The following is a 12,722-nucleotide window of genomic DNA, read 5'->3' as shown; positions in this document are numbered from 1 at the left end:
AGACGAGTCGCGCGGATTGGCGCGAAAGCGGTGCACCTGAATAGACCCAAGCCCAATGTGGGAGCGAGCCTGCTCGCGAAGGCGGCGTGTCAGGCGACATCTGCAGTGGCTGATATTCCGCTTTCGCGAGCAGGCTCGCTCCCACAAGGGATAGGTGTTGGCTCAGAGGAAGCGCAGCAGGGCGGCAACGATGGCTTCCGGGGCGTCTTCCTGGACGAGGTGTCCGGCGTTGGCAATCGGGTGGAATCGTGACCCCGGGATCATCTGCTGTAACGCGCGGCCACGTTCGATGGGAATCCACTGGTCTTCTTCGCCCCAGAGTATCTGCACCGGGCAACGGATCGTCGGGTACAGGCTTTCTGCTTCACGGGTATAGCGCTCATCCATCTGCGCAATCTGCCGATAGAACGCCGCTTGCCCCGGATCGCCAAGCCACGGCTGCACATAGGGTGCGAGTTCGTGATCGGCAATCTCGCGGTGGATCGCCCCGCGAATATAGGCCGGCACGATGGCGCGCTGAATGTAGTCGGGGATGCCACTAAACGCCGCTTCATGCTGACGCACGTGCTGCACGAACGGCGAACCCCAAGGCGTCAGCGCGACCGGATCAATCAGGGTCAGGCTGCGGTAATCCTTGCCGTCGAGCAGATGTGCGCGCAGCACCGTGGCGCCGCCAAAGTCGTGAGCCACGACATCCGGGCGCTGCAGATTCCAGTGGTCGAGTAACTGCGCCAACAGTTGGTTTTGCACGCCGAGGGAGACATCGGCGTCCGGTTGCTCGGAGCGCCCGTAGCCGAGAAGATCGAAGTAATACACGCGATGAGTCGTGAAAAAGTGCGGCGCAATCCGATGCCACACGTACGACGAAAACGGCGTGCCATGCACGAACACCAGCGGCGGGCCATCGCCGCGCACGGCGTAGCGGACCTGTCGGCCGTTGAAGTCAAAGACCTGATCCAGCAGCCAGTCTGTCATGGGCCTGTCCTCTTGGCGGGTGGGAGCCAAAAAGCATAGGCGTAAAAAAACAGCCGTGAAGGCTGTTTATTCATTCACTGACACGCCGCTTATCCCTGTGGGAGCGAGCTTGCTCGCGAAGGCATTGTGTCAGTCAATATTTATTTCACTGGCAAACCGCATTCGTCGGAACGCCGCCCGGAGCAAGCTCGCTCCCACAGGGTTATGCAGTGATTTCTGGATCGGATTACTCACCGCGATAGATGCAACCGCTGGTGCACGTCTCGTGAATACGGATCGCGCTCAGTTCCGGCAGCAGTGGCTTCATTTCATTCCAGATGAATTTGGCCAGCACTTCACTGGTCGGGTTTTCCAGGCCGGGAATGTCGTTCAGGTAGTTGTGGTCGAGACGCTCGTACAGCGGTTTGAAAATCGCTTTGATCTCGGAGAAATCGCGGATCCAGCCGGTGTGCGGATCGAGATCGCCGCTGAGGTGAAGCGCCACTTTGAAAGAGTGACCGTGCAGACGCCCGCACTTGTGGCCGTCCGGGACGTGCGGCAGGCGGTGGGCGGATTCGAAAGTAAACTCTTTGAAGATTTCCACGGTATTTTCGGCTCTGTTCAGATGGCGTTCGCCGCAGCGATTCGGGCAGGCGGCGAGTTTATCAGCTTGTGTTTGAGCGTGCTGACTAAAGGGTCAGCAAGCGCTCGGCGAGGCGACCATTGGCAGTCAGTTCAAGGAATTCATCGCCCAAGCGGCGGCTCTCGTCCATCGCTGCGTGCCAGTATTTCTGCCGGCTCGGTGCATCGCCCATAAAGCGTTTGAAGTCGTTGCGGTCAGGTAATTTGCCGTAGGGCAGGCGCGCCAGATATTCCTTCGACGGCGCGAGCAGCAGCACGTCCTGCAAGCGCTCCACCGAGGCCTTGCGCCATGGCAGGGTCTTGTCGAACCAGCCGGGAATCACCCGATCAGTGAAGTGCGGATAGAGCACAATGCCGTCGCCGCTGTAGGGCAGGTCGAGGTGATAATCGAGCAGACCACCATCGCGGAAAGTGCCAGCACCGGCGCCCGGCAAATCCCGTACACCTTCCATGACCATCGGGATCGAACCCGAGGCGAGCAGGGCCTGACGCAGATTGCTGGCATTCAGGGCGACGAAGCGCGACGGGAAGTCGTTCAGCGCATTCACCGGCGGGGCCAGGCGCGGGTCGTGGATGATCAGCCGTTCAAAGTGCCGCGACAACCGTGCGCGGCCACGCAGGTTGTCGGCGATCACCGAACCCAGCGCCATACCCAAACGCCCGCGATGATCATCGGCCAGACGCCCCTGACTTTTCACCACCATGATGTTCAGGCGGTAATGCGCGTTGTCGAGGATGCTCGCGTCGCGGCCGTCGAGCAGGTCATGGAGCATGCGCTGCGAGCTCTGAGTGATCTCGGCCATGGTCACGCCTTTGTTGAAGTTCTGCTCGGCGTACAGATGACCGAGGCGCCGGATGCCTTCGGCGGCGTCCGGCAGGCAGGCACTGGCGAAGCGCCAGGAACCGACCGAGGCGCCGATCAGCGAACGCTCGCGCGGCGCGCTGGGCAGCCATTCACCGAACAGCGCCAGATCCAGCCCCTGAATTCCCAACGCCTTCGGTCCACCGGCGGCGCCGGGCAGGGTGCCGACGTCGGCGGCATTCAAGCCTTGCGCACGAATGCGCGCCATGGCCCGCGGGCCGGCCTTGAGGGTGAGGGCGGGGAATTTGATGTGGATGGCGGTCATACCGGTCTCGATCGTTAGCAAGCGAAGGATTATAGAACGATGATGTCCCCTGTGGGAGCGAGCTTGCTCGCGAAAGCGTAGGGTCAGTCAACGATGATGTGTCTGATACACCGCATTCGCGAGCAAGCTCGCTCCCACAGGGGGGCATGTGTTGAGCTGGAGCAATGATGGCAATTCAGTTTCAGTTAAGTTCATCCCGCTAAGGTGCCCACCGTAAGCAACACATAAAAATATGGAGACACCATGAAAACCCTGACTGCCCTGTCCATTGCCTCGATTATCGGTTTCACTGCCAGCCTCGCCCATGCCCGCGATCTCGGCCCTGACGAAGCCCTGCGTCTGCGCGACGCTGGTACTATCGTCTCCTTCGAGAAGCTCAACGCCGCCGCGTTGGCCAAACACCCGGGTTCGACGATCACTGAAACCGAGCTGGAAGAAGAGTACGGCAAGTACAGCTACCAGATCGAAATGCGCGATCCGCAGGGCGTCGATTGGGATCTGGAATTAGACGCGGTGACTGGGCAGGTTCTCAAGGATCATCAGGATAAGTAATGAAGGTTAATGTTCGCGCCACCAGCCGTACGGCATTGGCGCTGGTGATTTTCTGCTCGGCCGCGATGGCGCGTGACCTCGATCAGGACGAAGCCCTGAGTCTGCGTGAGAAGGGCGTGATCCTGCCGCTGGAGCAAGTGCTGCAGCAGGCGCTGGATCGCTATCCCGGCGCAAAACTGCTGGAAGTCGAGCTGGAAGAAAAACACGACGTCTACATTTATGAAGTCGAGTTGCTGACCGTCGAAGGTGTCGCCCGTGAGCTGCACTTGAAGGCCGATACCGGCGAACTTGTGAAAGACAAGGAAGATTGATCGATGCGTTTGCTATTGGTGGAAGACCACGTACCGCTGGCCGACGAATTGCTCGCCGGCCTGCAACGGCAAGGTTACGCGGTCGATTGGCTGGCGGACGGTCGTGATGCGTTGTATCAGGGCAGTAGTGAGCCGTATGACCTGATCATTCTCGACCTCGGCCTGCCCGGCGTGCCGGGGCTTGAGGTGCTGGCGCAATGGCGCGCCGGCGGTCTGGCGATTCCGGTGCTGATTCTCACGGCGCGCGATTCCTGGGCCGAGCGCATCGAAGGCCTGAAGGCCGGTGCCGACGATTACCTGACCAAACCGTTTCACCCCGAAGAGCTGCAACTGCGCATTCAATCGCTGCTGCGCCGCTCCAAAGGCCAGGCCAATCAGCCGACATTGCAGGCGGCCGGTCTGCATCTGGACGAGGGTCGGCAATGCGTGGTTCGCGACGGCGCCGATATTCAACTGACCGCCGCCGAGTTCCGTCTGCTGCGTTATTTCATGCTGCACCCGGAGCAGATCCTCTCCAAAAGCCACCTCGCCGAACACCTCTACGACGGTGAAACCGAGCGTGATTCCAACGTCCTCGAAGTGCACGTCAACCACCTGCGGCGCAAGCTCGGCAAAAGCGTGATCGAAACCCGTCGCGGCCAGGGTTACCTGTTTGGCGGACAAGCTTCGTGAGGTCGATCCAGCGCCGCTTGAGTCTGGGTCTGATCAGCGTGATGGTGGTCGTCGGTGTGGTGGTGGCGCAAACCAGTCTGTGGTTGTTCGAAGTGGGTTTGCAGCGCTACCTCGAAGCCGGCCTGCGCAACGACAGCGAGAGCCTGTTGGTGGCGCTGGTCCGTGGCCCGCAAGGGCTGCAACTGGATGAAAGACATCTGTCCCCGGCCTATCAGCGGCCGTTTTCCGGGCACTACTTCCGTATCGATTTTGCCGACAGCCACTGGCGTTCACGCTCGTTGTGGGATCAGGACCTGCCGCTGCTCGACCATCCCGGGTTGCACAGCAATCTGCAACTGGGGCCGGACGGTCAGCAGTTGCTGGTGCTGCGCTCGGATTATCGGCGCCTGGGCCAGTCGATTTCGATCAGCGTCGCGCAGGATTACACCCCCGTGCGCGAGAGCTTTCAGCGCATGCGCCAGATCGGCCTCGGCCTTGGTCTGGCGGCATTGTTGCTGATTCTGTTCTTGCAGCGATTGACCGTGCGCCGCGCGCTGAAACCGCTGGAAAGGGCTCGTGAGCAGATCGCGCAATTGCAGCAGGGCCAGCGTTCGCAACTCGATGATCAGGTGCCGGTGGAACTGGAACCGCTGGTGGCGCAGATCAACCATTTGCTCGCGCACACTGAAGACAGCCTCAAGCGCTCGCGCAATGCCTTGGGCAATCTCGGGCATGCATTGAAAACGCCGTTGGCGGTGTTGTTGAGCCTGGCCTCCAGCGAAAAACTCGATGCGCATCCCGAGTTACGCAAGGTGCTCAAGGAGCAGCTGGAGCAAGTGCAGCAGCGGCTCAACCGCGAACTGAACCGGGCCCGGCTGTCCGGTGATGCGCTACCGGGTGCGTTGTTTGATTGTGATGCGGAACTGCCGGGGTTGTTGGCGACGTTGAACATGATTCATGGCGAGCATTTGGCGCTGAGTTATGTCGCGCCGGCGGGGTTGCAACTGCCGTGGGATCGTGAGGATTTGCTCGAACTGTTGGGGAATCTTCTGGATAACGCCTGCAAGTGGGCGGACGCCGAGGTGCGTCTGAGTGTGATTGAACGTTCGGATGGTTTTGCACTGAGCGTGGAAGATGACGGCCCGGGGATTCCCGAACAGCAGCGCGCTGAGGTGTTCAGCCGGGGCACGCGGCTGGATGAGCAGACCCACGGGCATGGGTTGGGGCTGGGGATTGTGCGCGACATTGTCGATACGTGGGGCGGGTTGCTGGTGTTGGGCGAGAGTGAGTGGGGCGGGTTGAAAGTGGTGATTGAGTTGCCTCGGCGGTGAGCCTCTAAAAGCCCCTCACCCTAACCCTCTCCCGGAGGGAGAGGGGACTGACCGATGTGTTTGTTCGAGGTACACCGACCTGAAACACCGAGCTGAACTCAGGTTTTGAAAGCCTTCCCTGGACCGGAAATATCGAGTCGAACTCAGGTTTTGAAAGCTTTCCGTGATCTGAAATATCGAGACGGACTCAAGTTTTGAATGGCACGAAGATCGGCTCCCTTTCCCCCTCGCCCCCTTGGGGGAGAGGGCTGGGGTGAGGGGGTAAGGATCTACCTGACACCCCACTACCTTCAAATCAAACGCGAAACTGATCCATCAAACTCTGCTGCTGATTCGCCAGGCTATTGAGCGACTGGCTCACCCGTGCCGACTCATTCGCCTGCCCGGACAACGACTCGGTCACATCGCGGATCGTCGCCACGTTGTTATTGATCTCCTCGGCCACCGCACTCTGCTCTTCAGCGGCGCTGGCGATCTGCAGGTTCATATCGCTGATCACCGTCACCGCATCGCCGATCTGACGCAGCGCAGTCACCGCCTGGCCGACTTGTTCGACACTGCCCTGAGCCTGGCGGTGGCTGTTGCCCATCGAACCGACTACATCCTGCGTGCCGGTTTGCAGTTGCTCGATCACCTGACGGGTTTCTTCCACCGACTCTTGCGTGCGGCGGGCGAGGTTGCGGACTTCATCGGCGACCACGGCAAATCCACGTCCGGCTTCACCAGCACGCGCCGCTTCGATCGCGGCGTTGAGCGCGAGCAGGTTGGTTTGCTCGGCGATGGCGCGAATGGTTTCCAGCACCGCGCCGATCTTCTCGCTGTTGGCCGCCAGCCCTTCGACTTGCACCATCGCCGCACTCATGTCGGCAGCGAGGGTGTCGATGCTCGCCGTGGTGCGATCGATCACGGTCAGGCCCTGACGGGTAGCGCGATCAGCATCCTTGGCGGCCTCGGCAGCCTGCGCGGCGCTGCGGGCGACGTCTTGCGCAGTGGCGCTCATTTCGTGGGACGCGGTGGCGACCTGATCGACCTGACGGTATTGCTGTTCCATGCCAGCGCTGGTCTGGGTGGCGATGGCCGAGGACTGGTCGGCGGTGTTGCGCGCGTCCTGCACCGAGCGTTTCACCTCGGCAATGATCGGCTGCAACTTGTCGAGGAACTTGTTGAACCAACCGGCCAATTGACCGAGTTCGTCCTTTTTGTCATAGGCCAGACGGCGGGTCAGATCACCTTCGCCGCTGGCGATGTCTTCGAGCATGTGCGCCACGCCGAGGATCGGCTTGGTCACGCTGCGTGCCATCAGCCACACCAGCAGCAGGCCGATCAACGCGGCCAGCACGCCGAGGCTCAGTTCGATCAACGTGCCGGAATTATTGCTCGCGTCCAGCTGTTGCTTGAGCGCTTCGGCGCGGCTGACCAGGACTTTTTCCGGCACATCCAGCAGCACGCCCCACGACGGGCCGCCGGGAATCGGCTGGAACGGCGACAGTACTTTCAACTGGCCGTTGCTGTGCAGACTGCTCACGCTGGTGCTTGAGGCGAGCTTGCTCAGCAGTTCGGCGCCGCTGATTTTGTCGACAGCATCCAGACGCTGGCTGAGTTTGCCGGCATCCGGGCTGTACCCGGCGAGCAGGCCGGCGGGGCTGATGATGCTCACGGCGGTCTGGCCGTCGTAGAGCTTTTTGCTCGCGCCCTGGCTGATCGCTTGCAGGCTGTTGAGGTTGATGTCGACCGACAGCGAGGCGATGACTTTGCCGTTGACCATCAGCGGGAAGACGATGCTGGTCATCAGCACGTTTTGCCCGTCGATCACGTAGAAGTACGGTTCGATCACGCATGGCTTGAGTGTGGCGCGCGGGCAGGTGAACCAGGCGTTGGCCGCTTGACCGCTGGGGCCGGTGCTGGTGTCGGCCATGTCGCTTTCCGGCAGGGCCATCGAGGTGACTTTTCCCGGGGTCGGTTGCGACCAGTACAGGGCGAAACGGCCCTTGTCGTTGCTGCCGAGTTCAGCCTGACCTGCGAACAGTTCATCCTTGCCGTCCAGTGCGTTGGCTTCGAACACCAGCGACAGGCCGAGCAGATCCGGGTTGGCTTGCAGCGCCGATTTGACCTGTCGGGTCATGTCTTCGCGCAGGTCGAAGGCATCGAGAAAGCGCTTCTCGGCCTGCTCGCGCAGGAACAACACCTGCCGCGAGAAGCCGTGACCGTACTGATAGGCGTCCATGAACTGCTGGCGAATGCCGGCCGCCTGCACTTCCCCTTGCGATTCGATGCGCGCCTGCGCCGACTCGGTGAGCATTTCCATGCTCGAAGCTTTCACCAGTTCAGAACTGTGCTCCATGCGATACAGCGAAAGACCTACCAACAGGGTCACGATACCGGCCAGGCAGAGGCCGGCGAGCAGGGTGATTTTCCATTGGATGGAAAGTTGTCTGAGCGACATGGAGACGTCCTTATTCGATAAATATCTGAGACTTTGCACTGTAACGGCCGCGTTTCGGCTTTCTTTATCGTTGAAACACAATATGGCGGATTGACGCACCCGGGAGCGCTCGCTTTGACACCGCCGCCACTCTGCGGCACAGTGCGCGCCCTTCTAATAAGACCCTCTTTTGCAAATCCGCCGGTTAAGCTTTGGCGGACTCATTCTGTCTGGCGGTCGGTTTTCCACCGCAGTGTTTTTCGAGGAAGTGAAATGAATGCAGTCATAGCGGCGGTCGGCGTCATGCTGGTGCTCAGCCTGTCCCGCGTGCATGTGGTGATCGCTCTGATCGTTGGCGCGCTGGTCGGCGGCCTGACCGGTGGTCTGGGCATCGACGCCACGCTCAAGGCGTTTAACAGTGGCTTGGGCGGTGGCGCGACGGTGGCGTTGTCCTACGCCTTGCTCGGCGCTTTCGCCGTGGCGATTGCCAAGTCCGGCCTGGCTCATGCGCTGGCCGACAAGGCGCTGGCAATGGTCGATCGCCAGCACTCGACCGGCGGTGGCAGCGTCAAATGGCTGCTGATTGGCCTGTTGTGGGTGGTGGCGATTGCCTCGCAGAACATTCTGCCGATCCACATTGCGTTCATTCCGCTGCTGGTGCCGCCGCTTCTTTATGTACTGACCAAGCTGCAACTCGACCGCCGCTTGATCGCCTGTGTCATGACATTCGGTCTGATCACGCCGTACATGTTCCTGCCGGTGGGCTTCGGCAACATCTTCCTCAATGAAATCCTGCTGGCCAACGTTGCCCGTAGCGGTGTCGACATCAGCGGTATCAATGTCACCCACGCCATGGGCATTCCGGCGCTGGGCATGGTCTTCGGCCTGGCGATGGCGTTCATCACCTATCGCAAGCGGCGCGTATACGACCTGGCGAAGATCGAGCAGGTCGAGCAAGTGGCGGTGCAGTACAACCCGCTGAGCCTGATGATTGCCGGTGTGGCGATTGCTGCTGCGTTCATCGTGCAACTGCTGCTGGACTCGATGATTATCGGGGCGCTGGTCGGTTTCCTGATCTTCTCGGTGTCGGGTATTGTGAAATGGCGCGAGACCGATGACCTCTTCACCGAGGGCATGAAGATGATGGCGATGATCGGCTTCATCATGATCGCCGCGTCCGGGTTTGCCGAGGTGATGAAGGCCACCGGTGAGGTGCAGACCCTGGTCGAGTCGTCGGCGTCGTGGATCAATCACAGCAAAGGCGTCGGCGCGTTGCTGATGCTGCTGGTCGGGTTGCTGGTAACCATGGGCATCGGTTCGTCGTTTTCCACGGTGCCGATTCTGGCGGCGATTTTCGTGCCGCTGTGCGTGCAACTGGGCTTCAGCCCGATCGCCATTGTCTGCATCGTCGGCACCGCCGGTGCGTTGGGCGACGCCGGTTCGCCAGCGTCGGATTCGACCCTCGGCCCGACCTCCGGCCTGAACATCGACGGCCAGCATCACCATATCTGGGACACCGTCGTGCCAACATTCCTGCACTACAACCTGCCGTTGCTGGCGTTTGGCTGGGTGGCCGCGATGGTCCTCTGAACCCCGCCGATCTTCTGTGGGAGCGAGCTTGCTCGCGAAAGCGGTGTATCAGCGACTTGATGGTTGACTGACACGACGCCTTCGCGAGCAAGCTCGCTCCCACAGGGGAATGGGGTAATACCTTTGCTCAACTTTTGTAATGACGTGCCGTTAAAGCCTTTAACCACGCCAATAAAACCAAAAGAGTGAGCTCCCACAATGCGCCTGAGCCTCAAGGCTAAAGTCCTCTCCCTCGCCGTTCTCCCGGTGTTGCTCTTTGCCCTGGTCATCAGCCTGACCACGCTGTTCATCCTCCAGGAGCAAGCGCACAAAGAGGTCGACCAGACCCGCGAGCGTCTGCTCGGCGATGCCAAAGCCACTCTGCAAAGCTACGTCGCCGTGGCCATGACCACGATCAAGCCGCTGTACGACGCGGCCGCGCCGGGTGACGTTGAGGCGCGGGCGCAGGCGATCAAATTGCTCTCAGGCATTCGCTACGGCAAGGACGGCTACTTCTTCGGCTACGACTCCGAGACCGTGCGCCTGTTCAAGGCCAACGACCCCGAAGGCGTGGGCAAAAGTTTCAAGGACAACCGCGACCCGAACGGCGTCTACGTCAATCGTGGTCTGGTGAGTGTGGCGAAGGACGGCACCCACTATCTGCAATACAGCTCGCCACTGCCGGGCAACGCCAACGTGCTGGTGCCAAAGCTCGGTTACACCGAATACCTGGCGAAGTGGGACATGGCGGTCGGTACGTCGGTCAACCTCGACGGCATCGAAGCGCAAGTGGCGCTGGTCGAAGCGCAGGTGCAGGAACGTATGCAAGGCGTGGTGCTGAGCATCGTCGGCGTCGCGGTGGTGGTGCTGTTGGTCATCGCGGCGGCGGGGATGCTGTTGGCCAATACCATTTTGCGTCCGTTGACCCTGATGAAAGCCAACCTCGACGACATTGCAGCGGGTGAGGGCGACCTTACGCGTCGCCTGAACATCACCAGCCAGGATGAACTTGGCGAACTGGCGGGCTCGTTCAACCGTTTCGTCGACAAGATTCATGGCCTGGTGCGGCAGATCACCGAGATGACCACGCAACTGACCGGTCTGGTGACGCAAGTGTCCGATCAGGCCCAGCGTTCGGATCAGGCGATGGAGCGTCAGCGCCACGAGACCGATCAGGTTGCCACGGCGATCAACGAGATGTCTGCCGCCGCGCAGGAAGTGGCCAAGAGCGCACAGAACGCCGCCGTCGCCGCTCAGCAGACCGACGAAGAAGGCCAGAGCGCCAAACGCGTGGTGGCCGGCAGCATCAAGCAGATTCATGCGCTGGTCGATGACATCCGCAGCAGCGGCGTGTCGCTGGACAGCCTGCAGCAAGACGTGACGTCGATTGTCGGCGTGCTCGGGGTGATTCGTTCGATCGCCGAGCAGACCAACCTGCTGGCGCTCAACGCCGCAATTGAAGCGGCGCGGGCCGGTGAGGCCGGACGTGGTTTTGCCGTGGTGGCGGATGAGGTGCGGGCGCTGGCCAGCCGTACGCAGATCAGCACGCAGGAAATTCAGGGGATGATCGATCGTTTGCAGGCGGGTACGCAGCAAGCGGTTGAAGCCATGCGTCGTTCCAGTGAGGCGGGCGACGGCACTTCACAGCAGGCCAATCAGGCCGGGGCTTCGCTGGATGCCATGGCCGAGTTGATCGCGACGATCAACTCGATGAACGCGCAGATTGCCAGTGCGGCGGAAGAGCAGACGGCGGTGGCGGAGGAGATCAACCGCAGCGTGCATCAGATTGCGGTGGCGGTGGACAGCGTGGCCGATGAGACGCAGTTGGGTGCGCAGACTTCGCGTAGTTTGGCGGAGCTGGGGCAGCGCCTGGGCAAACTGGTTGGGCAGTTCCGGATCTGACAGCCTGAAAAGCCCCTCACCCTAGCCCTCCCGAAACGTCGGACCGCCCATAGGGAGAGGGAACTGACCGAGGTGTTTTGCGTTGTACATCGACCTGAAAGATTGGGTCGATTATGGATTCGGTAAAGCTGTTTCAGGTCGGCGTAATTCCACAGCATCCCCCAATCAGTTCCCTCTCCCCTCCGGGAGAGGGCTAGGGTGAGGGGCTTTTGATTTTCAGTTTTCAGGGACGATCCCAGTAGGGCACTTCACCAAAGCACTCGACGAAGAAATCAATCACCGTCCGCACCTTCACCGACAACCTGCGGCTCCCCGGCCACAACACCGCAATCTGCTGCGGCTCCAGGCTGTTCGACACCTGATAGTCCCGCAGCACCGGCACCAGCGTGCCGTCGCGCACCGCTTCGCCAATCAGCCATGACGGAAACATCACCAGCCCCAGGCCTTGCTCGGCGGCTTGGGTGAGGGTGTCGGCGTGGTTGCCGGTGATCGGGCCTTTCACCGAGTACGGCGTCCAGTCTTCGCCATCGCGGCGGAAAAACCAGCGCTGCTGGCCGGCCGCGCCTTTGTAGGCCAGGCAATGGTGTTGCGCGAGATCTTCGGGTTTTTGCGGTGTGCCGTGGCGTTTGAGATACGCCGGGCTGGCCGCGACCTGAAAGCGGTGCGGCGCCAGAATCCGTGCCTGCATACTCGAATCGTGCAGCGGGCCGATGCGAAACAGCAGGTCGGCGCCTTCCTGCAACGGGTCGACGTAATGGTCGGTCTGCTGGATATCCAGTTGCAGCTTTGGATAACGCGCGCACAACTTCCCCAACCACGGCGTCAGATGGCGCTGACCGAATACTACCGGGGCGTTGATGCGCACCAGGCCGGTGGGTTCGCTTTGCTGTTCCTGCAGCGCCTGTTCGGCTTCCTCCAGTTGCACCAGCACCAGCCGCGCATGGTGACCGAGCATGCGCCCGGCTTCGGTTGGCGTCACCGCTCGGGTGTGGCGATAGAGCAATTGCTGATTCAGCGCCTGTTCCATCAACTGGATCTGCCGGGAAATCGAGGAGGGCGCCACGCCTTCACGGCGGGCTACTTCGGAAAAGCTGCCGTGATCGAGCACGGCCACAAACAGCCTGAGTGCCTTGAATCCGAGTTCATTGAGCCCGTGCATGATGTGTCCTGCTGTGCGGGTTGCGCAAAAGTGTTGTCCGGATGCTCCCATTTATCGCACAGCTTCGCCAGCCGATAATCCGCGCCATCGTTTACTTGAGTG

General features: G+C 60.9%; 11 protein-coding genes and 2 pseudogenes. 7 read left to right on the top strand and 6 right to left on the bottom strand.

Annotated elements, in window-relative coordinates; all coding sequences use genetic code 11:
- Positions 1-162: 162 nt before the first annotated feature.
- The 3 genes from AB4O11_RS27420 to AB4O11_RS27410 all read right to left on the bottom strand — a co-directional run bounded on the left by AB4O11_RS27420 (position 163) and on the right by AB4O11_RS27410 (position 2,723).
- Entirely contained in the window at positions 163-975 is an 813-nt protein-coding gene (locus AB4O11_RS27420) for an alpha/beta fold hydrolase (protein ID WP_460091558.1), read from the bottom strand.
- A gap of 226 nt (positions 976-1,201) precedes the next feature.
- Positions 1,202-1,558 (bottom strand): 6-carboxytetrahydropterin synthase QueD, encoded by a 357-nt coding sequence (gene queD / locus AB4O11_RS27415; protein WP_007915588.1) that lies wholly within the window; start codon positions 1,556-1,558, stop codon positions 1,202-1,204.
- Positions 1,559-1,643: 85 nt separating this feature from the next.
- Positions 1,644-2,723: a patatin-like phospholipase family protein gene (locus tag AB4O11_RS27410; RefSeq protein WP_460129439.1), complete on the bottom strand. Its 1,080-nt coding sequence runs from the start codon at positions 2,721-2,723 to the stop codon at positions 1,644-1,646.
- Between the two features lie 243 nt (positions 2,724-2,966).
- Here AB4O11_RS27410 and AB4O11_RS27405 point away from each other — a divergent pair, with 243 nt between their 5' ends.
- Genes AB4O11_RS27405 through AB4O11_RS27390 form a run of 4 tightly spaced genes read left to right on the top strand, consistent with a single transcriptional unit; the run spans position 2,967 to position 5,568 of the window.
- Positions 2,967-3,275 carry a PepSY domain-containing protein gene (locus tag AB4O11_RS27405; RefSeq protein ID WP_093433852.1) on the top strand — a complete coding sequence of 103 codons (309 nt, stop codon included), beginning with the start codon at positions 2,967-2,969 and terminating at the stop codon, positions 3,273-3,275.
- Positions 3,275-3,586: a PepSY domain-containing protein gene (locus AB4O11_RS27400; RefSeq protein ID WP_095050577.1), complete on the top strand. Its 312-nt coding sequence runs from the start codon at positions 3,275-3,277 to the stop codon at positions 3,584-3,586. The genes AB4O11_RS27405 and AB4O11_RS27400 overlap by 1 nt, the downstream gene beginning before the upstream one ends.
- A gap of 3 nt (positions 3,587-3,589) precedes the next feature.
- Positions 3,590-4,258, top strand: a complete 669-nt coding sequence (locus AB4O11_RS27395; protein WP_007915592.1) for a response regulator transcription factor — start codon at positions 3,590-3,592, stop codon at positions 4,256-4,258.
- On the top strand, positions 4,255-5,568 hold the full coding sequence (locus AB4O11_RS27390; RefSeq protein ID WP_093433857.1) for a sensor histidine kinase: 1,314 nt from the start codon (positions 4,255-4,257) through the stop codon (positions 5,566-5,568). The genes AB4O11_RS27395 and AB4O11_RS27390 overlap by 4 nt, the downstream gene beginning before the upstream one ends.
- Positions 5,569-5,863: 295 nt before the next feature.
- Here the strand turns inward: AB4O11_RS27390 and AB4O11_RS27385 are convergent, their stop codons facing one another.
- On the bottom strand, positions 5,864-6,568 hold the full coding sequence (locus tag AB4O11_RS27385) for a methyl-accepting chemotaxis protein (protein ID WP_409373136.1): 705 nt from the start codon (positions 6,566-6,568) through the stop codon (positions 5,864-5,866).
- Positions 6,569-6,769: 201 nt separating this feature from the next.
- A pseudogene (locus AB4O11_RS27380) lies at positions 6,770-6,826 on the bottom strand (hypothetical protein); the annotation flags it as partial.
- A gap of 1,437 nt (positions 6,827-8,263) precedes the next feature.
- Between AB4O11_RS27380 and AB4O11_RS27375 the strand changes: the two are divergent.
- The 3 genes and pseudogenes from AB4O11_RS27375 (at position 8,264) to AB4O11_RS27365 (ending at position 11,461) form a co-directional block, all read left to right on the top strand.
- Positions 8,264-9,580 (top strand): Na+/H+ antiporter family protein, encoded by a 1,317-nt coding sequence (locus tag AB4O11_RS27375; RefSeq protein ID WP_093433861.1) that lies wholly within the window; start codon positions 8,264-8,266, stop codon positions 9,578-9,580.
- A 198-nt stretch (positions 9,581-9,778) separates the two neighbouring features.
- Positions 9,779-10,555: pseudogene (locus AB4O11_RS27370) on the top strand (cache domain-containing protein); the annotation flags it as partial.
- 84 nt (positions 10,556-10,639) lie between these two features.
- Positions 10,640-11,461: a methyl-accepting chemotaxis protein gene (locus AB4O11_RS27365; protein WP_371748313.1), complete on the top strand. Its 822-nt coding sequence runs from the start codon at positions 10,640-10,642 to the stop codon at positions 11,459-11,461.
- A gap of 223 nt (positions 11,462-11,684) precedes the next feature.
- Here the strand turns inward: AB4O11_RS27365 and AB4O11_RS27360 are convergent, their stop codons facing one another.
- Positions 11,685-12,620 carry a LysR family transcriptional regulator gene (locus tag AB4O11_RS27360; protein WP_093433865.1) on the bottom strand — a complete coding sequence of 312 codons (936 nt, stop codon included), beginning with the start codon at positions 12,618-12,620 and terminating at the stop codon, positions 11,685-11,687.
- Positions 12,621-12,722 lie beyond the last annotated feature (102 nt).

It is taken from the genome of Pseudomonas sp. H1_D05, from assembly GCF_054682705.1.
Note: the sequence above shows the minus strand (reverse complement) of the source record. Positions and strands in the feature narration are given on the sequence as shown.